Annotated in this window: 19 protein-coding genes; 9 read left to right on the plus strand and 10 right to left on the minus strand. The window is 53.3% G+C overall.

Annotated elements, in window-relative coordinates:
- Nucleotides 1–71: 71 nt before the first annotated feature.
- The 3 genes from OGX66_RS18655 to mdtM all read left to right on the plus strand — a co-directional run bounded on the left by OGX66_RS18655 (nt 72) and on the right by mdtM (nt 3,152).
- Nucleotides 72–887, plus strand: a complete 816-nt coding sequence (locus OGX66_RS18655) for an AraC family transcriptional regulator (RefSeq protein ID WP_088902772.1) — start codon at nt 72–74, stop codon at nt 885–887.
- 48 nt (nt 888–935) lie between these two features.
- Entirely contained in the window at nt 936–1,586 is a 651-nt protein-coding gene (locus OGX66_RS18660) for a LysE family translocator (RefSeq protein WP_088903375.1), read from the plus strand.
- A gap of 324 nt (nt 1,587–1,910) precedes the next feature.
- Nucleotides 1,911–3,152, plus strand: a complete 1,242-nt coding sequence (mdtM, locus tag OGX66_RS18665) for a multidrug efflux MFS transporter MdtM (protein ID WP_088902773.1) — start codon at nt 1,911–1,913, stop codon at nt 3,150–3,152.
- Between the two features lie 80 nt (nt 3,153–3,232).
- Here mdtM and metC read toward each other — a convergent pair whose 3' ends face one another.
- Nucleotides 3,233–4,423, minus strand: a complete 1,191-nt coding sequence (gene metC / locus OGX66_RS18670; protein WP_003019195.1) for a cystathionine beta-lyase — start codon at nt 4,421–4,423, stop codon at nt 3,233–3,235.
- A gap of 30 nt (nt 4,424–4,453) precedes the next feature.
- The gene (locus tag OGX66_RS18675) at nt 4,454–5,686 is read right to left on the minus strand and encodes a dicarboxylate/amino acid:cation symporter (protein WP_003019196.1); all 1,233 of its coding nucleotides are present in this window, start codon (nt 5,684–5,686) and stop codon (nt 4,454–4,456) included.
- A 219-nt stretch (nt 5,687–5,905) separates the two neighbouring features.
- Between OGX66_RS18675 and OGX66_RS18680 the strand changes: the two genes are divergently transcribed.
- The 5 genes from OGX66_RS18680 to OGX66_RS18700 all read left to right on the plus strand — a co-directional run bounded on the left by OGX66_RS18680 (nt 5,906) and on the right by OGX66_RS18700 (nt 10,360).
- Nucleotides 5,906–6,832: a LysR family transcriptional regulator gene (locus OGX66_RS18680; protein WP_005134122.1), complete on the plus strand. Its 927-nt coding sequence runs from the start codon at nt 5,906–5,908 to the stop codon at nt 6,830–6,832.
- 75 nt (nt 6,833–6,907) lie between these two features.
- Entirely contained in the window at nt 6,908–8,188 is a 1,281-nt protein-coding gene (locus tag OGX66_RS18685) for a DUF445 domain-containing protein (RefSeq protein ID WP_049000926.1), read from the plus strand.
- 13 nt (nt 8,189–8,201) lie between these two features.
- A complete protein-coding gene (locus tag OGX66_RS18690) occupies nt 8,202–8,666 on the plus strand; it encodes a GNAT family N-acetyltransferase (RefSeq protein WP_044713033.1) in 465 nt (154 codons plus the stop codon).
- A 97-nt stretch (nt 8,667–8,763) separates the two neighbouring features.
- Complete coding sequence (locus OGX66_RS18695) at nt 8,764–9,951, plus strand: MFS transporter (protein WP_044713034.1); 1,188 nt, start codon at nt 8,764–8,766, stop codon at nt 9,949–9,951.
- A gap of 190 nt (nt 9,952–10,141) precedes the next feature.
- Nucleotides 10,142–10,360, plus strand: coding sequence for a hypothetical protein (locus tag OGX66_RS18700; protein WP_088902774.1), 219 nt, complete (start codon nt 10,142–10,144; stop codon nt 10,358–10,360).
- A gap of 46 nt (nt 10,361–10,406) precedes the next feature.
- On the opposite strand, the gene OGX66_RS18705 is transcribed toward OGX66_RS18700, so the two are convergent.
- The 5 genes from OGX66_RS18705 to uxuA all read right to left on the minus strand — a co-directional run bounded on the left by OGX66_RS18705 (nt 10,407) and on the right by uxuA (nt 16,001).
- Nucleotides 10,407–11,384 carry a porin gene (locus tag OGX66_RS18705; RefSeq protein ID WP_044713037.1) on the minus strand — a complete coding sequence of 326 codons (978 nt, stop codon included), beginning with the start codon at nt 11,382–11,384 and terminating at the stop codon, nt 10,407–10,409.
- 120 nt (nt 11,385–11,504) lie between these two features.
- Nucleotides 11,505–11,708 carry a hypothetical protein gene (locus tag OGX66_RS18710; protein WP_044713039.1) on the minus strand — a complete coding sequence of 68 codons (204 nt, stop codon included), beginning with the start codon at nt 11,706–11,708 and terminating at the stop codon, nt 11,505–11,507.
- A gap of 648 nt (nt 11,709–12,356) precedes the next feature.
- Entirely contained in the window at nt 12,357–13,130 is a 774-nt protein-coding gene (gene uxuR, locus OGX66_RS18715; RefSeq protein ID WP_003033268.1) for a Uxu operon transcriptional regulator, read from the minus strand.
- A 132-nt stretch (nt 13,131–13,262) separates the two neighbouring features.
- Complete coding sequence (locus tag OGX66_RS18720; RefSeq protein WP_032948455.1) at nt 13,263–14,738, minus strand: fructuronate reductase; 1,476 nt, start codon at nt 14,736–14,738, stop codon at nt 13,263–13,265.
- A 78-nt stretch (nt 14,739–14,816) separates the two neighbouring features.
- Complete coding sequence (uxuA, locus tag OGX66_RS18725; protein ID WP_003033263.1) at nt 14,817–16,001, minus strand: mannonate dehydratase; 1,185 nt, start codon at nt 15,999–16,001, stop codon at nt 14,817–14,819.
- Between the two features lie 259 nt (nt 16,002–16,260).
- Between uxuA and gntP the strand changes: the two genes are divergently transcribed.
- Nucleotides 16,261–17,604 carry a gluconate permease GntP gene (gntP, locus tag OGX66_RS18730; protein WP_003033260.1) on the plus strand — a complete coding sequence of 448 codons (1,344 nt, stop codon included), beginning with the start codon at nt 16,261–16,263 and terminating at the stop codon, nt 17,602–17,604.
- Between the two features lie 49 nt (nt 17,605–17,653).
- Here the strand turns inward: gntP and OGX66_RS18735 are convergent, their stop codons facing one another.
- The 3 genes from OGX66_RS18735 to OGX66_RS18745 are packed head-to-tail and all read right to left on the minus strand — an operon-like array spanning nt 17,654 to nt 20,499.
- Nucleotides 17,654–18,349, minus strand: coding sequence for a LutC/YkgG family protein (locus OGX66_RS18735; protein ID WP_088902775.1), 696 nt, complete (start codon nt 18,347–18,349; stop codon nt 17,654–17,656).
- The gene (locus OGX66_RS18740) at nt 18,342–19,769 is read right to left on the minus strand and encodes a LutB/LldF family L-lactate oxidation iron-sulfur protein (RefSeq protein ID WP_088902776.1); all 1,428 of its coding nucleotides are present in this window, start codon (nt 19,767–19,769) and stop codon (nt 18,342–18,344) included. Before OGX66_RS18740 ends, OGX66_RS18735 begins: the two co-directional genes overlap by 8 nt.
- Nucleotides 19,770–19,779: 10 nt before the next feature.
- Nucleotides 19,780–20,499 carry a (Fe-S)-binding protein gene (locus tag OGX66_RS18745; protein ID WP_088902777.1) on the minus strand — a complete coding sequence of 240 codons (720 nt, stop codon included), beginning with the start codon at nt 20,497–20,499 and terminating at the stop codon, nt 19,780–19,782.
- Nucleotides 20,500–20,588: the final 89 nt, after the last annotated feature.

Consider the following 20,588-nt stretch of genomic DNA (forward strand, 5'->3'; position numbering starts at 1 on the left):
AATGCACATTCCCGCTTTTTCACCACTCGGCCTGTGCTATAACGAATCATTACTTTCAGGGAGGAGGCGATGTGACGCACACCCGGGATATTCCACAATCGTTCTGGCGTGATGAACAGCTCCCGTGGCTGGAACTGCGCAGCACCTGGCAAAGCCAGCAGGCCTATAAGCGGCATCACCACTCTCAGCTCTCGATTGGAGCAATTCTCGAGGGGGAAACGTGCTGCCTGTGCGATGGCAAGGAATACCATCTGCAGGTGGGCGATCTGATTGTGATCCCACCGCTGGCACCTCACAGCTGTAATCCTGTTAACGGACAGTTTCGCAGCTATCACATGCTTTATCTTGATGCCCGGTGGTGCCTTGCCCATCTGCCTGCGCAGAACAACAATCAGCGGCTTTGCACGCGCGATCCCGTTATCCGCGATCGGCAATTGTTCCAGCACTATGTAAACCTCGTGGCACTTATGCAGCAACGGCAAACGACGCGGGTAACGGATGCCGCGCAAGCATTGCTGCGTTCGCTGCCATTGCAATCGGTAGCACCGGAAAACCTAAGCGCCGCCAGCCAGTATCTGCGCGAACGGTTGCAGACCAACCTGCAGGCTCCGCCCTCACTCGATGAGCTGGCACATGAGTGTCACATGCGCAAAGAGACGCTGATCCGCGCTTTTAAGCAGGACACCGGGCTGACGCCAGGAAGTTATCTGAACATCATACGGATTGACTATGCCCGCCAGCGGCTGCGGGCCGGGGACGAAATTGCCGATGTCGGCTATCAGAGCGGGTTTGCCGACCAGAGCCATTTCCATCGCACCTTTGTTCGCTACACCGCCGCCACACCGCGCCAGTACGCGTTGGGGCGATCAATATCAGACAATAATTAGCGCTGCGTCAGGCGTATGGTGATCTCAGATTCATTGTCTGAGGTCGCTATGTCGCTGCTTTCTGTCCTTTTTCCGTCTGCTTTTCCCGCGCTGGCGCTGGCACATTTTGTCGCACTACTCAGCCCCGGTCCGGACTTCTTTTTACTGGTCGGTTATGCCGTACGATACCGGATGCGCGGCAGCACCGGGCTGTGCGTGGGTATCGCCGTCGGCAATGGGCTATATATCCTGCTGGCAATTATCGGTTGGGGGATCCTGCGCCAGCTTCCCCTGCTGTTTACCATTATTGAGCTGCTGGGCGCGCTCTATTTATTGTGGATAGGCAGCCTGCTGATACGCAGTCGCCCGCAAACTCTGACCGGAACAGATGCCCGGTCTACCTGTCCAGGATTTGGTAAACAGCTGCTGCTGGGATTGGGTTCGTCACTGCTTAACCCAAAAAATGCACTGTTCTATCTGGCGCTAATGACCGCCCTGCTCGGCCCGTCAGTGACGCTGCTACAACAAACCATGAGCGGGATCTGGATGACCAGCGTGGTGCTGTGCTGGGATCTGCTGATCGTGATGTTCATCGGTTTACCGCAGATCCAGCGGCGGTTAACCATAGGGATCTTGTGGGTAGAGCGTATCGCTGGCGGTGTATTGATTATCTTCGGCTGTGCTATCGCGCTGCGGTTTTTGCAGAGCATCGTAGTCTGATTTGCGGTGCGATTTTCTACACATAAACAGGATAAACTCGTTTAATTAATATCCAATCCGCATTACACTGCGGATGGTTATTACCCGTTCAACTTACTCTTCCTGAGGTGCGATGTGCTGATTGTTACCTGTAATCGTTACGTTTTCTGACCCCGTGTTAGTGAGCGTTTCTCCTGTTTGCGCTTCACGCAGGCAGTGTTTTTGATTACATGAAATTCAGTACATTTGCAGTCTGCTTTTATTCTGTCATCGGCCTGACGTCTCAAAGACGGTATTGAATTTCGCTATTCCCGTTGAGGGTTTTCTCCGACAAGGAGCTGTTTTATGCAACGGATTCTCGCGTTTTTCTCCCAACGCGCTACGACGCTATTTTTTCCTATTGCGTTGATTTTGTATGATTTCGCCGCCTATCTGTCGACGGACTTGATTCAGCCCGGCATCATTAATGTCGTACGCGATTTCAACGCCGACGTCAGCCTGGCGCCCGCTGCGGTGAGCCTCTATCTGGCAGGCGGCATGGCGCTGCAATGGCTGCTGGGGCCGCTTTCCGACCGGATTGGCCGTCGACCCGTGCTGATTGCGGGGGCGTTAATCTTTACCCTCGCCTGCGCTGCCACGCTGTTTACTACTTCAATGACGCAATTTCTGATCGCCCGATTTGTGCAGGGCACCAGCATTTGCTTTATCGCGACCGTTGGCTATGTCACGGTACAGGAGGCGTTTGGGCAAACGAAGGCCATTAAGTTAATGGCGATAATCACTTCCATTGTGTTGGTTGCACCGGTTATCGGCCCGCTCTCCGGAGCGGCGCTAATGCACTTTGTGCACTGGAAGTTTCTGTTTGCCATTATCGCCGTCATGGGGCTTATCGCCCTGATTGGGCTAGCGTTAGCCATGCCAGAAACCGTCCAGCGCGGCACGGTGCCGTTTAGCGCGCGTGGCGTACTGCGCGATTTTCGCGACGTTTTCCGCAACCGGGTATTCCTGTTTGGCGCAGCCACGCTATCGCTAAGCTATATCCCGATGATGAGCTGGGTGGCGGTCTCGCCGGTGATCCTGATTGATGCGGGCGGCATGACCACATCACAGTTTGCCTGGGCGCAGGCGCCGGTGTTTGGCGCAGTGATCGTCGCCAATATGGTGGTAGTTCGTTTCGTGAAAGATCCGACCCGACCACGCTTTATCTGGCGGGCCGCACCTGTTCAACTGAGCGGGTTAGCGGTGCTGATCGCGGGTAATTTGCTGTGGCCGCACGTCTGGCTGTGGTCGGTGCTGGGAACCAGCCTGTATGCGTTTGGTATTGGGATGATCTTCCCGACGCTGTTCCGCTTTACACTTTTTTCCAACAACTTACCTAAAGGAACGGTCTCGGCATCGCTGAATATTGTGATCCTGACGGTGATGGCGGTTTCTGTCGAAATTGGGCGTTGGTTATGGTTTAACGGCGGCAGGATTTCGTTTCATCTGCTGGCGGTTGCGGCGGGGATCGCTGTCGTGTTCACGCTGGCAGGCTTACTCAAACGGGTACGCCAACATGAGGCAACGACGTTAGTCACTGAAAACTAACCTGCCCGCTTATCCGGCCTACGACAACTATGTAGGCCGGATAAGGCGCTTGCGCCGCATCCGGCTACGCTCACATCACCTTACGCAATGCGTGCAAATCCCGCTTCGAGATCGGCAATCAGGTCGCCAATATCCTCCAGGCCAATATGCACCCTGACCAGCGTGCCGCTGAAATCCACCTCTCCAGCCGGGCGGATGCTGTTCAGCTCTTCCGGCTGGTTCGCCAGAATGAGCGACTCAAATCCACCCCACGAATAGGCCATATGGAACAGCGAGAAATTATCGAGGAAATTCGCCATCTGTTCGTCGGTGAGTCTCTTTTTCAGCACAAATGAGAACAGGCCTGAGCTTCCGGTAAAATCACGCTGAAAATACTCATGGCCCGGACATTCCGGTAACGCCGGATGGTTCACCCGCGCCACTTCCGGTCTTGCCGACAGCCAGCGAGCAATATGGATACTGCTTTCCTGATGCTGCTTAAGGCGTACCGCCAGGGTACGCAATCCGCGGCTGCCGTTGTAGGCGGTATCGGCATCCAGCGTTTGCCCCATCAGATAGGAGTTCTCGCGCAGACGATCCCAACAACGGGCGTTAGACACCGCCGTGCCCAGCATGCCGTCCGAATGACCGATGGTGTACTTCGTTCCCGCCTGAATGGAAATATCCACGCCATAATCCAGCGCTTTGAACAGCACGCCCGCCGCCCAGGTGTTGTCGATCATAATGACAATCTCCGGATTCACCGCGCGGATAGCCTTCACCATCCCCGGCACATCCTGGACTTCCATGGTGATAGAACTTGGTGACTCAAGGAATACAACCTTCGTTTCCGGACGCAGAAGATCGACGATACCTGCACCAATCAGCGGATCGTAATACGTTGTTTCAACATTGAATTTACTCAGGATCTTATTGCAAAAATCCTGGGTTGGCTCGTAGGCCGCGCCGGTCATCAGGATATGATCGCCACCCTGAACAAACGCCAGAATCGCATTGGTCACCGCCGCAGCACCACATGGGTACAGCGCGCAGCCAACGCCGCCTTCCAGTTCGCTCATTGCCTTCTGGAAGGCAAAGTGGGTATAGGTTCCGCGACGACCGTAAAACAGCTCGCCGTTCGCGCGATTGGCGGTAGCAAATTTCTTGTCCTTCACGGTATCAAATACCAGTGAAGAGGCACGTTGGATAACCGGATTCACCGCTCCCTGGGTGTAGCGTTTGTCACGACCAGCAACAACCAGTTGCGTCTCAAGCTTCATTGCGTCTTTCATAACATCTCCTGTTCTTAATCCGTGTGAAACCTATACCACCGCAGCAGTAGAGTTTATTTCAGTGTTGGTCTGCTTTTTTCCAGCGAACCGTTCAACAATCTGCGCCGCATTCAAATCATGGATAACGTTAATCAGTGTGGCCGGCGCATCGGTAATGGTGCCCAGCACCACCAGCATCGGGATTGCTTCCATCGGCAGGCCCAACGTGGTGACGATAAAGATTTCACCGAGGAACGCCCCGCCCGGCACGCCACCAACGATAATGGCGGAGAGCACCGCAATCAGCATCGTCAGGAAGAAGGTTTCGGTGGTGAATTCCATGCCCAGCACGGAATAGATAAAGACGATTTTCAGCGCGGCAATCATCGCCACACCGCCTTTGTTCAGGTTAACCAGCAGTGGAATGGAAACATCAACGATTTCCGGGTTAATCCCCATCGCCTTACCGGCACGCAGCGTCACCGGGAGCGTCCCCAGCGAAGAGCAGGTCCCCAGCGCAGTCGCAGACGGTTCAATCGCGTTACGCCAGAAGGCTTTGACCGCCGGAATACCGCCGCCAATATACGAATAGAGAATCGAGCCAAAAACAAAATAGACCAGCGTGGCAACCATAAACAGGCCGATGGCGCGGGCAAAGGTTAACAGTAGTGCAGAGTCCTGACTGGCCATGGTGGCGGCGAAGTAGCAGCCCAGACCAATCGGCGCGACCTTCATAATGATCGAAACGATCTTCATGATCACGGTATTGGCGTCTTCCAGCAGCGACGCAATACGTTTACCGGCCTGATCCGACTGGCCAATCGCCACACCGGCGATGATCGCCATTACGATCAGTGCCAGAATATTGGACTTAGAGAACAGCCCAATAAAGTCGCTGGTGGTGATCATGCTGACAAAATCCATCTTGCCGCTGCCCGCCTGCACCGACTGCGAGAGATCGATAGTGACGCCCTGCGCCGGGTTATACCAGAGCGCCAGCGCGACGATCCCGGCCGCCGGAATAAAGGCCATCGCGATCGAAACAATAAAGATAATCGCCATAATACGCCCCAACCTTTTCAGGTCGGTCATACTGGCGATCGAAGACATGACGCTGATCCCCACCAGCGGCACAATAATCATAAATAACAGGTTTAAGAATATCTGACCTATTGGCTGGAGTTTACTTGCAAACGATGGGGCATAAATACCTAATAAGCCGCCAATCACCAGAGCAACTAATAAAATAATCGACGATCTGTAGGGTTCGAGTCGTGACCACATAATCGGTACCTTTAGAATAATAATTAATGAGATTAAATTCACAATGTGATGAGTTTCCGTTTCGCCTCCTTTTAATTTGTGACGTAACTCACCTAAGTTGTTATTTTTTCATTTTGCCAGCAAGTTGTTTCCTGTGATTCAATAGTTGCATGTTTAAAAGGCGAATGTAACGGCCTATTCGTACCGTTTTTGCAAATCACTTGTGAATTAAAGGAAATTATGAGTACGCCGATTTCACTCAAACATCTGGAGTTTTTTACTAAAATCGTCGACTGCGGAGGATTGTCAGAAGCCGCGGCGCAGCTCAACGTCTCGCCGTCTGCGGTCAGCAAAAGCCTGGCAGCGATGGAAGATACGTTAGGCACGACATTAATTAAACGCACCACCCGCAGTATTACCCTGACCGACGCCGGGCAATATCTCTTCAACCGCGCTAATAAGCTGTTGAAAGAATTCGATGAAACGCTGAATACCACCTCCGGTTATTACCATAACCCGCAGGGTGAATTACGTATAACCTGCTCAATTGCGTTTGGTTATTCCCGGCTGGTGAACCTGGTGGATAAATATCGCTCCCAGTTCCCGGATGTGAATCTGTATATCGATCTCAACGATAACTTCGTCAATCTGAACGAAACGGATTTCGACATTGCCCTGCGAATTTCCACCGCGCCGCCGCAAAACTATGCGATGCGCAAGCTGGTGCCCGTTCGCTGGGCGTACTGTGCCTCACCCGGCTACCTCGCCAAAAAAGGCATGCCCCAGCGTCGCAGCGATCTGGTAGATCATGATTGCCTGGTTTACCCGGGCCTCACGCCGGTACTGAAGGTGGCAGATGAACAGGATCGACTGCATCAGTTGAAACTACATATGCCGATCCAGGCCAACAGCAGTCTGGTGCTGTTGAAGTCGGTGTTAGAAGATCAGGGGGTGGCATATTTGCCCACTTATTTGATTGGCGATCATATTCAAAAAGAGGAGATCACGCCGCTGATGCTCGACGGCACCATCACCTGTGAAACTCATGCCCTGTATGCGCTGTACTTTCCCAGCAAGTACAGCAATCCGAAGGTGCGATCGTTTATCGATTTTCTGGTCGCAGAACTTGGTCCCTTACCGGCGTGGGATAACTGGATCCCGGAGTAAACCCAGCCCACCTGAAAATGGGAGGCGCACCACATTTTTTGCGCGATCCCCCCGTCTGGCTCTATCCTTAAGCCTATGAATAAAATTGCTGAACTCAAACGTGCCAAGCGACTGGCGCTCTCATTGCTGCTGATCGCTGCCGCGACCTTCGTCATCACGCTATTTCTGCCACCCAACTTCTGGGTGCTCGGGATCAAAGCAATCGCCGAAGCGGCGATGGTCGGCGCGCTGGCGGACTGGTTTGCCGTGGTGGCGCTTTTTCGCCGGGTGCCGATCCCGTTTATCTCGCAACACACGGCTATTATCCCGCGCAATAAGGATCGGATCGGCGAAAATCTTGGTCAGTTTGTACAAGAGAAATTCCTCGATACCCAGTCGCTGATAGCCCTGATCCGCCGCCATGAACCGGCGTTGTTGATCGGCAACTGGTTCAGCCAGCCGGAAAACGCCCAGCGCATCGGCCAGCATCTGTTGCAGATCATGAGCGGTTTTCTCGAACTGACCGACGACTCGCGCATTCAGCGGCTGATCAAGCGGGCGGTGCACAAGGCCATCGACAAGGTCGATCTCTCCGGAACCAGCGCACTGATGCTGGAAAGCATGACCAAAAACAATCGCCATCAGGTGCTGCTCGATACGCTGATCGCCCAACTGATCGCCCTGCTACAGCGCGACAGCTCACGAGCGTTTATCGCCAGACAAATAGTGCACTGGCTGGAAACCGAACATCCGCTGAAAGCGAAGATCCTGCCAACCGAATGGCTGGGCGAGCACAGCGCCGAGCTGGTGTCTGATGCCGTTAACTCCTTGCTGGATGACATCAGCCACGATCGCGCGCATCAGATCCGCCATGCCTTCGATCGCGCTACATTTAAGCTCATCGATAAGCTCAAACACGATCCGGAAATGGCCGCGCGTGCCGAAAGCCTGAAAAGCTATCTGAAGGAAGATGAAGCCTTCAACCGTTATCTTGGCGAGCTGTGGGCAGACCTGCGTCAGTGGGTGAAAACCGACATTAACGCAGATGATTCCCGCGTGAAGCAGCGCATCGCCAGCGCCGGACAGTGGTTCGGCGAAACGCTGGTAGCCGACAGCGCCCTGCGTGCCTCACTAAATGGGCATCTGGAGCAGGCCGCGCATAAGGTAGCGCCAGAGTTCGCCACCTTCCTGACGCGCCATATTAGCGACACGGTGAAAAGTTGGGATGCACGCGATATGTCGCAGCAAATTGAGTTAAACATCGGTAAAGATTTGCAGTTTATTCGCGTCAACGGCACGTTGGTTGGCGGTTCAATCGGGCTGGTGTTATATCTGTTGTCGCAAATTCCGTCCCTGCTGACGCTGGCGAATTTTTAAGGAGAAAGATTCAATGACGATGAGCATCCGCATTTTTTCCCTGCGCGAGACGCCAGAAAAGCTGCACGAGATCACCGCTTACTTTCAGCAGCAATGGGCCTCAGAAGACTCCATGGCGGTATACGAGGATGCATTGCGCCGTTGTATTGGCGCAAAGAATCCGCTACCGCAGTGGTACTGGCTACAGGATGGTGGCAGCATTGTTGGCTGTGCTGGATTGATCACCAATGATTTTATTAGTCGCGGCGAACTGTGGCCGTGGCTATGCGCGCTCTATATCGATCCTCGCTATCGTGGTCACGGTCTGGCGTTTCGCCTGATCGAACATATTGCACAGCAGGCCAGACAGCTGGGTTTTACGCAGCTCCATCTGTGTACTGACCTGGAAGGTTTATACGAGAAAGCAGGGTTTTACTTTAACGGGCCGGGCTATCATCCGTGGGGGGAAGTCTCGCGGGTCTACAGCCGTAACCTTTGATGGCATTCAGCGTTACGCGGTTTTATTTTTACTTTTCATTATCATTTACGCATGTAATATAACAATTACCAGCTAACAGCGCGAAATGAGAGTCCGTATGTCCCAGGGAAGCCCAGATTCAAATCGCCATGCCATCAGTGTCGCGCTCTTTGGCATGCTGGTCTTAACGCTGGGTATGGGAATTGGGCGCTTTCTGTATACGCCAATGCTGCCGGTGCTGCTGTCGGAAGGTCAATTTACGTTTGACCAACTCTCGTGGATTGCCAGCGCCAACTACGCCGGGTATCTGGCGGGAAGCCTGCTCTTCTCCTTTGGGCTCTTTCATCTCCCCTCACGCTTACGTCCGATGTTGCTAACGTCCGCGCTCGCTACCGCAGGGCTGATTCTGGCGATGGCCAGCTTTACGCAGCCCGCGCTGGTGATGCTGATCCGCTTTCTGGCGGGCGTCGCCAGTGCCGGTATGATGATCTTTGGCTCGATGATCGTTCTGCATCATACCCGGCATCCCTTCGTGATCGCGGCGTTGTTCTCCGGCGTTGGCGCAGGCATTTTGCTGGGCAATGAATATGTCATTAGCGGGCTGCATTTTGCGCTGTCCTCGCACACGCTCTGGCTGGGCGCGGCGGCAGCCTCGGCTCTGTTCTTTGTGCTACTGGTTATACTCCTGCCATCTCGCGACCACGTGCTCCCCGCCGCGGCCCCGGTAAAAACAGAGCATCAGCCTATGTCCTGGTGGCTGTTGGCGCTGCTGTACGGGCTGGCCGGATTTGGCTACATCATTGTCGCCACCTACCTGCCGCTAATGGCGAAAAGCGCCGGCTCGCCGCTGTTGACTGCCCATCTCTGGTCGCTGGTCGGCATATCAATAATTCCGGGGTGTTTCGCCTGGCTGTGGGCCGCCCGACGCTGGGGAGTATTGCAATGCCTGACGGCGAATTTGTTGATTCAAAGCGCCTGCGTGCTCATGACGCTCGCCAGCGGCTCTTTGCCGCTGCTGGTGATAAGCAGCATGGGTTTTGGCGCAACGTTTATGGGAACCACTTCACTGGTGATGCCGCTTGCGCGACAACTTAGCGTACCGCGCAATATTAATCTGCTGGGCCTGGTCACTCTGACTTACGGCATTGGGCAAATACTTGGTCCGCTATTAACCAGCCTGCTGGGAAGCGGCGCACTGGCGATCGTTAACGCCACGGTGTGCGGCGCCGTCGCGTTGTTTATTGCGGCACTTATCAGCCTCACGCAATTATACAAACAGCATTTCGCCTCGCCAAAAAGGGTATAACCGGCAACCTTCTAAAGAAGGTATATTCGGATTAGTCCGCAATTAAATGTCAACATTTAATAAACCGCAAATAATCGGTAATTACCCACCAGACAATTTATAATTCCCGTCCGTTCATTTATAAACTCAATTTAAAATGCGTAAAAATGGACATATTAATTCAACATCAACACTATCTTCGGGAAAATACATGTCGTGGTTTAAAATAATATTACTGGGGTTGATTATTTTAGTGGGTTTAATTGGCACGCTAAAGGATTATAAAGACTTTGGCCTGTTTGGCGCACTGGGATTGTTTATTATTTTCCTATTATCAACAACATTTTTATGGCAATGGGCATCTGGCAATGGCGGTTTAGCGGTGTACAGCAGGAAGAGAGTCAGCCGGTTTAAACGCCGGCAGATATAAAAAAGGCGTCTTAACCAGGACGCCTTTTTCATACCAGAACAAAAAGTTAGAACTGGTAGGTCAGACCCGCAGCAACCTGGTTATCGCTGTCTTTACCATCGAGCAGGTTAATTTTGTAACCTACATCAGCCACGATGTTTTTGTTGAAGTAGTAGTCTGTACCCAGCGCGACGTATTCGGTCAGGTCATTATTGTTGTTATCACGCGCGTGGACGTAAGCCACGTTCGGACGCAGACCAAAATCAAACACATACGCAGCCATCGCTTCAAAGTGCTCAGCTTTGTCCGCATCCTGAATCAGGTTGTGGGACTCTCCGTACATAGTCGCTACATAGATAGCATTAGCATCATATTTCAGACCCGCGCCCCAGAACTCTGCGTTTTCGCCATTCCAACCTTTTTGTTTCTGCTGAGCAGTAACAGAACTGTTGGTATAGGCCGCAATTGCAGATATGCCAGAATCCGCAATGTTGTCATAACCCAGGGAGAAGCCGTAGCCATTGCCATGCTGTTTCGACGGATCAGAATTGGTGTCATCCTGGCCCTGATATTGCGCCCCGACGTTCAGACCATCAACGGCACCAAACAGATTTTTGGTGCGAAGTGTTGCAACGCCAGAAGTGCGTGTAGTAAGGAAGCGGTCAGTATTTTCAAAGGAGTCACCGCCGAACTCTGAGAGAGTATCAGTATAAGCTCCCACATCGTAAGCGATACCATAGTTGCGACCATAGTCAAAACTGACGTCATGACCATAATCCAGGCCAGCAAACGCCAGACGTGTATTAACGCCATTCTGAGAACCTTCTGCTTTAGCGGCATCAAACTGACTTTCAAATTGCCCGTAACCGGTCAGTTGATCGTTGATTTGCGTCTCACCGCGAAAACCCAGACGTGCGTAGGTTTCATCAGCATTAGTACCATCAGTCCAGGAATGGGCTGCTTTTACTTTGCCGTAGAGATCCAGCTTGTTGCCATCTTTATTATAAATTTCCGCTGCATGAACGGAGGTTACCCCTAATGCCATTACAGCTATGGATTAAGGGGCAATACCAATAACACACCAAAAAAATACCAATGAAGGTAATAATGAAGTGGCAAGACATAATTCATTTTTGGATTTTCAATCAAAACCGGACAGCGATAATTACTCGAGACTTTGACTCTCATTAACTGAGCGATGCAACATTAATGCTTCAGCAATAATATCTTGTTTACTTTTACGGGTTTCAAATGCCAGCGTTCGCACATATTCCCACAAAGAGGTATCGACACGGGCACTTAAAAGAACCATATCTTTTGATCGGGTCCCTCTGGGTTTTCGAATATCGGGATAGTCTCGAGATGGCATTTTCAACTCCTGAACGTAATAACACGCTTATGGCGATGAAATATGCAGTTAGTGTAAAAACATGTCAACGGCAAAATACAGGCGTAATAGTAATGAAACTGTTAATAAAAAGCAGAAAAATGGAACGATATTTCAAATGAAAGATAACTTGATTATGGAATAATGTGTAATGCTAACTTTACGTATATTGGCTTTTATTCATTTGATTAAAAAAGCATGAAACATTTACATCAACCATATCACCAATCAAAACATCATTATGACCAATAAGTTACGCATCGTTATTAATGTCTACATTTACGCGAACCGCTTGTTTTTATGTGTAGTTATGCCGGTAAACCTTATCCTGATTACTGCAGAGATCGCGTTGATTCTCACTTGACCCAGATCCGTTTTGTCTAAAAATAAGCATGGAAAGGTAAAAATAAGGTAAATGACACATTTTTTCGCATGCGAAAATAAGTTGTTTTTAATTGATTTAAATCAATTTGCACCGCACAAAGGGGACGAAAAAATGTTCATCCGAGGCGATGGAAACAATTTTTTACGTGACTTTCAGAACGTGAAAAGCGGCCCTGCCGGGCAATGAATGAGGATGCGGAAAACGCGGTGCGGGCCGCAATAGCCCGCGTATGAGAGGAAGGAAAATCAGGCGTTAACTTTATCCAGCGGCCAGGAATCAAACAGATAACCATCAAAATCAATGTCATCGACATTTGAAAACTCCAGCAGACGCTGTTTGACATTTTCCAGATGCTGCCACATGGCCAGCTTGGCCGCGCGGGCATCTTTTTTGATTAATGCAGCCAGGATCTGTTTATGGTCGCCCATCCACTCTTTCCGGTAGTGGGTATCGTCGAGGTGGCTATGGAGCTGGATCCACATCGGGTTGTTCTCACGCCACTGCCATGACTGGCGAAACAGCTCCACCAGCATGCTGTTATGCGTGGCTTCAGCTATGGCGAGATGGAACTGCATGTCGCCGCTTTCAGAACCGTTCGGCTCGCTGGAAGCCAGCTCCCGCTCTTCCAGTTGCAACGCCTGGCGCATTTTGACGATATCTTCGCGGGTAGCCTGCAGCGCGGCAAATTCGGCAATGTTGCTTTCCAGCAGCTGTCGCGCCTGCAACAGTTCAAACGGGCCCGCATCATTGCAATGATTTGCATCCGTACTGTCGATAGTCTGCGCATCCGCATTGTCGAGCACGTAGATCCCGGCTCCGCGGCGCACGTCCACCAGGCCTTTAATTTCCAGCATGATTAACGCTTCGCGAACTACCGTGCGAGTGACATTGAGCATCTCGGCAATTTCACGCTCTGGCGGCAAGCGTTCACCGGGCTGGTACGGCGTCTGGACAATCAGATCGCGGATCATGGCACCCACTTCCTGGTAGGGTCTTTGCTGAGAAGTGTTCGATTTCATCGTGTTATGTCCGTCAGATGCGTGTAATCAGATACGGGGAATAGGTATCGAACTATAGCATTTGCGGGAGGGCAAAAACAGAAAACGGGTCAACCAAACCAATATTTTGATTGACCCGTCATAGTTCGGAGGTTATGCGTCAGCGCTTAATGCCGCAACGCACTCACGTGCGCCGTGTTCACATAGCTGTTGATACGTCGCGATAATGGTCTCCACAAAGCCAGCGTTTTCCGCCAGGTCATGACCAAAAATGCCAGACAGCCCCAGCAGCGCCGTCACGCGCTCGGCGCCCTGGTACTGTTGGTTAATGTGTTGAAATTCAGCCAGCATAGGGTCGACAACATCAATGGCCTGCCCTTGCTCATCCACACCGTGGGTGTAGCGCATCCAGCCCGCCACGCCCAGCGCCAGGTGACGCCAACTGCTGGCATTTTGCAGGTGCAGACGCACCGGATCCAGCAGGCGCTGCGGCAGTTTCTGGCTGCCGTCCATCGCAATCTGCCAGGTACGGTGGCGCAGAGACGGGTTGCTGAAACGCTCGATCAGCAGCGTCGCGTAGGCGTTGAGATCGGTGCCTTCCGGCATCGAGAGCGTCGGCGCCTGCTCCTGCATCATCAGCGCAAACGCCGCTTTGCGGTACGCCGGATTGGTCATGGTATCGGCGATGGTTTCATAGCCGCCGAGATAGCCCAGATACGCAAGGAAAGAGTGGCTGCCGTTGAGCATGCGCAGTTTCATCATTTCAAACGGCACCACGTCGGCCACGAACTGTGCGCCAACCTTGTCCCAGTCAGGACGACCGTTGACAAAATTGTCTTCAATTACCCACTGACGGAACGGTTCACAGGCGATAGCACACGGATCGTAAACACCCAACTGGTCGGCAATCTCCTGCAACGTTTCCGGCGTCGCCGCCGGAACAATGCGGTCGACCATAGTGCACGGGAAAGTCGCATTAGCTTCAATCCACTGCGCCAGCTGCGGGTCGCGCGCCTGCGCCAGCCCCAGAACTGCGACTTTCGCCACATGCCCATTTTCACGCACGTTATCGCAGGACATCACGGTAAAAGCCGCCAGCCCCTGCTCACGGCGCAGGTACAGCGCTTGTACGATGTAACCAATCGCCGATTTCGGCGCGGTCGGATTCGCCAGATCGTGTTTAATCAGCGGGTTATTGAGATCTAACTGACCGCTGGCCGCATCGGTGCAGTAGCCTTTTTCGGTGACCGTCAGCGAAACAATTGCCGTCTGCGGGCGCGCCATAGCCTGTAAAATACCGTCACAGCCGTCAAGATCCGGGTGCAGCGCTTCTTTCATTGACCCGATCACTTTCAGCACGGTGTTGTCCGCGCCTTTTTCCGCCACGGTATACAGCAGTTGCTGCTTGCGCAGATTTTCAATCAGTACGCAGTCGTTACCCGGCATCAGGTTAACTTCACAGATCCCCCAGTCGCTGTCAGTGGTTTCCAGCAAATGATGGGTGTACAGCGCCTGATGCGCGCGGTGAAAAGCGCCACATCCCAGGTGAACAATGCGGGATTGCAGGCGCGAGCGGTCCCATGCAGGGCGCGCAACCGGCAGGTCGCTATTGGCAATTGTCGTTGTCATCGTGAACTCCAGAACCCGTTGAAAGGCCAACGGATGAGAAAAGAAAAAGCCGGCCAGACAGGTGGCCGGCAACTCGCTTTAGCGGCTAAAGAAAGCGCGCTGGATAGCCATCTCAACGCCGCGCACTTCCGCCAGCCCTTTCAGTCGACCAATCGCGGAGTAGCCTGGGTTGGTTTTCTTTTTCAGATCGTCCAGCATCTGGTGGCCATGGTCCGGACGCATCGGGATCAGATCCTCTTTACCCTCGGCTTTACGGCGTTGTTCTTCTTCAACGATCGCTTTCACCACCTCGTACATGTCGACATCGCCATTAAGATGCGCCGCCTCATGGAAGGTTTTCGGGTTATCTTCACGCAGCGTGGAGCGCAGATGGGTGAAGTAAATGCGTGGGCCAAACTGTTTGATCATGTCGACCAGATCGTTGTCCGCCCGCACGCCGTAGGAGCCGGTGCACATGGTGAAACCGTTCGCCATACTGTTGACCGTATCGACCATCCACTGCATATCTTCCACGGTGGAAACAATGCGCGGCAGGCCAAGGATCGGGCGCGGCGGATCGTCCGGGTGTACCGCCATGCGTACGCCTGCTTCTTCCGCCACCGGAATAATCGCCTTCAGGAAGACGGCAAAATTCTCACGCAGCGCGGCTTTGTCGATATCTTTATAGCGCGCCAGATGCTGGCGAAACTGGTCAAGCGTGTAGCCCTCTTCCGCACCCGGCAGACCGGCGATGATGTTGCGGGTCAGACGCGCTTTGTCTTCATCGCTCATGTTGGCGAAGCGTTCATTTGCCTGAGCAATCTCTTCGGCGGTGTAGTCCGCTTCCGCGCCCGGACGCTGGAGGATATGCAGCTCAAAGGCGGCAAACTCAATCTGGTCAAAACGCAGCGCTTTGGAGCCGTCCGGCAGAACGTATTCCAGGTCGGTACGGGTCCAGTCGAGAACCGGCATGAAGTTGTAGCACACGGTACGAATACCGCACTGAGCCAGGTTACGCAGGCTTTGCTGGTAGTTGGCGATCCACTGCAGATAGTTGCCGGAACGGGTTTTAATGTCTTCGTGGATCGGCACGCTTTCGACGACCGACCAGACCAGGCCCGCCTGCTCAATAATGGCTTTGCGTTTTAGGATCTCATCAACCGTCCACACTTCCCCGTTCGGGATATGGTGCAAGGCGGTGACAACGCCTGTGGCACCCGCCTGACGTACATCCGCTAAGGTGACCGGATCGTTAGGACCATACCAGCGCCATGTCTGTTCCATGTTTTATTCCTCGTTACGTTATGGACTCGACGATATGGCACATAAATTCCTCCTTTTGGTATGACATGTCAACCTGAAGCTTAAAATTGGTTAACCAAATCACGATTTATTCTATTGAGATCGCCATTTTACGGCCCTGTTGCTCAGTAATAATGTAAACATGTAACGCAATGTGACATTCATCGCATCAATGGTTAACCAATATATGTAACATCTCAACCAAAATCATAATAGTTCAACCAATAAAGGTAGACGTTATATGCACGTTCTCAATATTCTGTGGGTCGTATTCGGCATCGGTCTGATGCTGGTGCTCAATCTAAGATTCAAAATAAACTCGATGGTCGCCCTGCTGCTGGCGGCGCTCTCGGTCGGTATGCTGGCGGGTATGGATTTAATGGAGCTGCTGCACACCATGAAATCCGGCTTTGGCAGCACGCTGGGTGAACTGGCGATTATCGTGGTATTCGGGGCGGTCATCGGTAAGCTGATGGTTGATTCCGGGGCGGCGCATCAGATTGCCCATACGCTGCTGGCGCGCCTCGGCCTGCGCTATGTGCAGCTGTCGGTAATCATTATTGGTCTGATCTTCGGCCTGGCGATGTTCTATGAAGTGGCATTTATTATGCTGGCGCCGCTGGTGATAGTCATTGCCGCGGAGGCGAAGATCCCGTTCCTCAAGCTGGCGATCCCCGCCGTTGCCGCCGCCACCACCGCTCACTCGCTGTTCCCACCGCAGCCGGGTCCGGTGGCGCTGGTTAACGCCTACGGTGCGGACATGGGCATGGTTTACATCTACGGTATTCTGGTGACCATTCCGAGCGTGATCTGCGCCGGACTTATCCTGCCGAAATTCCTCGGCAACCTCGATCGCCCAACGCCGTCATTCATGAAGGCCGACGTACCGGTTGACCAGAATAACCTGCCATCCTTCGGTGTTTCTATCCTGGTGCCGCTGATCCCGGCGATCATCATGATCTCCACCACCATCGCCAACATCTGGCTGGTGAAAGGGACGCAGGCGTGGGAAGTGGTCAACTTCTTAGGCTCTTCACCGATTGCAATGTTTATCGCTATGGTTGTCGCCTTCGTGCTGTTTGGTACTGCGCGTGGTCACGACATGCAGTGGGTGATGAATGCCTTTGAAAACGCGGTGAAAAGCATCGCCATGGTGATCCTGATCATCGGCGCGGGCGGTGTACTGAAGCAGACCATTATTGATACCGGCATTGGCGATACCATCGGCATGCTGATGTCGCACGGCAATATTTCTCCGTACATCATGGCGTGGTTGATAACCGTGCTGATTCGTCTGGCAACGGGTCAGGGCGTAGTCTCAGCCATGACGGCAGCAGGGATTATTAGCGCCGCCATTCTCGACCCGGCAACCGGTCAACTGGTAGGCGTCGATCCGGCGTTACTGGTACTGGCAACGGCGGCGGGCTCCAACACCCTGACCCATATCAACGATGCCTCGTTCTGGCTGTTCAAAGGCTACTTTGACCTGTCGGTGAAGGATACGCTGAAAACCTGGGGTCTGCTGGAGCTGGTGAACTCCGTGGTTGGCCTGATTATCGTATTGATCATCAGCATGATTGCATAACGTCGATACCGCTCTGGCCGGCAGCGCCAGAGCGGTTATCCATCCTGCCTCAACAATCCTCAATAATCAGATACACCGCCTTCACCGGGCCATGCACCCCAACCACCTTGATAAGCTCAATATCCGCCGTCGAGCTGGGCCCACTAATGATGTTAATGCACGATGGCATACGCTCACCGGCCTGCGCCTTCTGATGCAGTTTTTCTGCCAGTTGCGCCACGCGCGGCAGGATAGTGCTTTTACGCAGCACGAAAATTGAGGATTCCGGCAACAGGCTCAGGGAACGCCCGCGCTCCGGCGCGGAAAACAGCACCACGCCGCCGGACTCGGTCAGGCCATACTCGGCATACACCACGCCCACTTTCGCCTTTTCGGCCTGGGTAATATTTTCGCTGCCACGCGCCGGATCCCAGACCACGGCGTTGCATTCCTGTTGCAAGCGTTCGGTAATGCCCAGCGCCGCCAGCCGGCTGTCGCCGCTCAGCACCACCGGCTGCTGGCCCAATTCTTCGCACAGACGGAGCGCCGCATCTGCGGCCTGGTCTTCGCGAGTCAGCTCACAGCGAGCCAGCATCACTTCACTGGCAAACTGGACAAACGCATCGCAGCGCTGCTGCGGGCTAAGTTCGGTCAGGCGCTCGTTAGCATAGTTGTTAACCGGTGCGACATCCGCTTGCGGTTCGAAGCGCAGCGGGCGACCCAGCGTCTGGGCGATGGTATTTAAAAACGCGGTACGGTTATCCATTCTTTTTCTCCTGCGCCTGATGTTTCTTAAACCAGCTACGGAAGCTCTCGCCGTCGGCATCAGGCAGATCGCGCGCCTCCATCCAGTCACCAATCGCGCCAACCTTGAGCGGCGTTTTGCCGCCATTGATAAACCAGCTCGCCGCATGTGCGCCCGCCATCATCCCGACTTTCCACAGCCCCGGATGGCTATTGGCGTAGGCGAACATTTTGATCGCCCGTCGCTCGGCTTTCGGCGTAATGCCCTCCTCGGCCATCACCCGGCGATGACGCAGGATCAGTTTTGACAGCGGAATCTTAACCGGACAAACGCTGTCACAGGCCGTACATAATGAACAGGCGTATGGCAGATCTTTAAAATCTTTATAGCCGCCGAGCAGCGGAGAGATCACCGCGCCGATAGGGCCGGGATAGATAGAACCATAACCGTGTCCGCCAATGTGGCGGTACGCCGGGCAGGTGTTCATACAAGCCCCGCAGCGGATGCAGCGCAGCACATCGCGAAACTCAGAGCCCAGCACCTGTGAGCGGCCGTTATCGACAATCACCAGATGGAACTCTTCCGGGCCGTCGACGTTATCCGCCTCGCGTGGGCCGGTCAGCCAGGTGTTGTAGCCCGTCAGACGTGCGCCCACGGCGCTGCGCGCCAGCATGGTGATCAGCACATCCACCTCGGCAAAGGTCGGCGCGATACGCTCCATGCCCATCACCGCAATGTGCGTTTTCGGCAGCGTGGTACACATACGCGCGTTGCCTTCGTTGGTCACCAGGCAAACAGAGCCGGTTTCCGCCACGGCAAAGTTACAGCCGGTAATACCGATTTCGGCACTGAGGAAATCCTCGCGGATCTTCTGGCGAATGAATAAGGTCATCGCCTCTGGCGTTTCCGGGCCGTCATACCCCAGACGTTCGTTCAGCACGCGGCGGATCTGATAGCGATCTTTATGAATAGCCGGGACCACAACGTGCGAAGGCGGATCCTGATCCAACTGCAAGATATATTCGCCGAGATCGGTTTCGATCACCTGAATTCCCGCATCCTGCAGCACATGGTTGACGCCGATCTCTTCGGTCACCATCGACTTGGACTTCACCACCTTCTTCGCATTTTTACTTTGCGCGACCTGCAAAATGTAGCGGGTAGCGTCTTCTTTGGTCTTTGCGAAATAAACGTGGCCGCCGTTTTCCGTCACTTTCTCGGAGAGTTGATACAGGTAAGCATCGAGGTTGCTCAGAACGTGGTCGCGGATCTGGCTGGCACGATCGCGCCATTCTTCCCAGTGGCCTAGCTCATCAACCATTTTCTGCCGATTCGCACCAATACGCTCCTGCGCGTTGGCCACGGCTTTGCGCATGATCGGATCTTCGATCTGCTGACGAATGCGCAGTTTAAATTCTACATCGCTGGTTTTTATCGACATCTCTTTCCCCTCAGCGGCTCATCAGCACTTCAGCAATATGCATCACTTTGACCGGCTGGCCTTCGCGTTGCAGTCGGCCGCCAATATTCAGCAGGCAGCTGACGTCAGCGCCGATCAAAAACTCCGGCTTCGCATCCATCAGATGTAAAACTTTCTCTTTCACCATCTCGCCGGAGATCTCGGCCATCTTGACCGAGAACGTCCCGCCAAAGCCGCAGCAGGTGTCCTGATCGGCAAACGTCAACAGCTCCAGTCCGCGCACGTTTTTCAGCAGCGTGAGCGGCTCTTCCTTCACCCCCAGTTTGCGGGTCAGGCTACAGGAAGGATGATACACAGCGCGGCCCTGCAGGCTGGCACCCACGTCCACCACGCCCAGTTTGTTGACGATAAAAGAGGTGAGATCCTGCATACGTCCGGCAACCTTCTCGGCGCGCAGCGCCCATGCGGGCTCATCCGCCAGATACGTCGGGTAGCTTTTTACCGCGTAGGTGCAGGAGCCTGCCGGGGAGATAATCGGATCGTCGTTGTCTTCCAGGGCGGCGATCAGGTTTTTCATCCCGGGGATCGCCTCTTTGATGTAACCGCTGTTGATGGCTGGCTGACCGCAACACCCTTGCTTCTCGGGGAAATTAACGCGACAACCCAGTTTTTCCAGCAGCAATACGGAGTCTCGTGCCATCCGTGATTTCAGTGCGTCACCAATACAGGTGACAAAGAAATTTACATTCACAATAACTACTCCATTGCTTCATTTCTGTTTATTGCGCTTGATATCGCGATATCAAACAAATGTTCATTCGTATTTCATGCCCAGTTTTT

Origin of the sequence: Citrobacter sp. Cf072, assembly GCF_030334485.1 — a bacterium.
Taxonomy (GTDB): Bacteria; Pseudomonadota; Gammaproteobacteria; order Enterobacterales; family Enterobacteriaceae; genus Citrobacter; species Citrobacter freundii.

Bases quoted from the DNA above. Each gene is read 5' to 3' on its own strand.
- OGX66_RS18660 (WP_088903375.1), top strand. From the start codon at position 936: ATGTCGCTGCTTTCTGTCCTTTTTCCGTCTGCTTTTCCCGCGCTGGCG.
- mdtM (WP_088902773.1), top strand. From the start codon at position 1,911: ATGCAACGGATTCTCGCGTTTTTCTCCCAACGCGCTACGACGCTATTT.
- metC (WP_003019195.1), bottom strand. From the start codon at position 4,423: ATGAAAGACGCAATGAAGCTTGAGACGCAACTGGTTGTTGCTGGTCGT.
- OGX66_RS18675 (WP_003019196.1), bottom strand. From the start codon at position 5,686: ATGTGGTCACGACTCGAACCCTACAGATCGTCGATTATTTTATTAGTT.
- OGX66_RS18680 (WP_005134122.1), top strand. From the start codon at position 5,906: ATGAGTACGCCGATTTCACTCAAACATCTGGAGTTTTTTACTAAAATC.
- OGX66_RS18685 (WP_049000926.1), top strand. From the start codon at position 6,908: ATGAATAAAATTGCTGAACTCAAACGTGCCAAGCGACTGGCGCTCTCA.
- OGX66_RS18690 (WP_044713033.1), top strand. From the start codon at position 8,202: ATGACGATGAGCATCCGCATTTTTTCCCTGCGCGAGACGCCAGAAAAG.
- OGX66_RS18695 (WP_044713034.1), top strand. From the start codon at position 8,764: ATGTCCCAGGGAAGCCCAGATTCAAATCGCCATGCCATCAGTGTCGCG.
- OGX66_RS18700 (WP_088902774.1), top strand. From the start codon at position 10,142: ATGTCGTGGTTTAAAATAATATTACTGGGGTTGATTATTTTAGTGGGT.
- OGX66_RS18705 (WP_044713037.1), bottom strand. From the start codon at position 11,384: ATGGCATTAGGGGTAACCTCCGTTCATGCAGCGGAAATTTATAATAAA.
- OGX66_RS18710 (WP_044713039.1), bottom strand. From the start codon at position 11,708: ATGCCATCTCGAGACTATCCCGATATTCGAAAACCCAGAGGGACCCGA.
- uxuR (WP_003033268.1), bottom strand. From the start codon at position 13,130: ATGAAATCGAACACTTCTCAGCAAAGACCCTACCAGGAAGTGGGTGCC.
- OGX66_RS18720 (WP_032948455.1), bottom strand. From the start codon at position 14,738: ATGACAACGACAATTGCCAATAGCGACCTGCCGGTTGCGCGCCCTGCA.
- uxuA (WP_003033263.1), bottom strand. From the start codon at position 16,001: ATGGAACAGACATGGCGCTGGTATGGTCCTAACGATCCGGTCACCTTA.
- gntP (WP_003033260.1), top strand. From the start codon at position 16,261: ATGCACGTTCTCAATATTCTGTGGGTCGTATTCGGCATCGGTCTGATG.
- OGX66_RS18735 (WP_088902775.1), bottom strand. From the start codon at position 18,349: ATGGATAACCGTACCGCGTTTTTAAATACCATCGCCCAGACGCTGGGT.
- OGX66_RS18740 (WP_088902776.1), bottom strand. From the start codon at position 19,769: ATGTCGATAAAAACCAGCGATGTAGAATTTAAACTGCGCATTCGTCAG.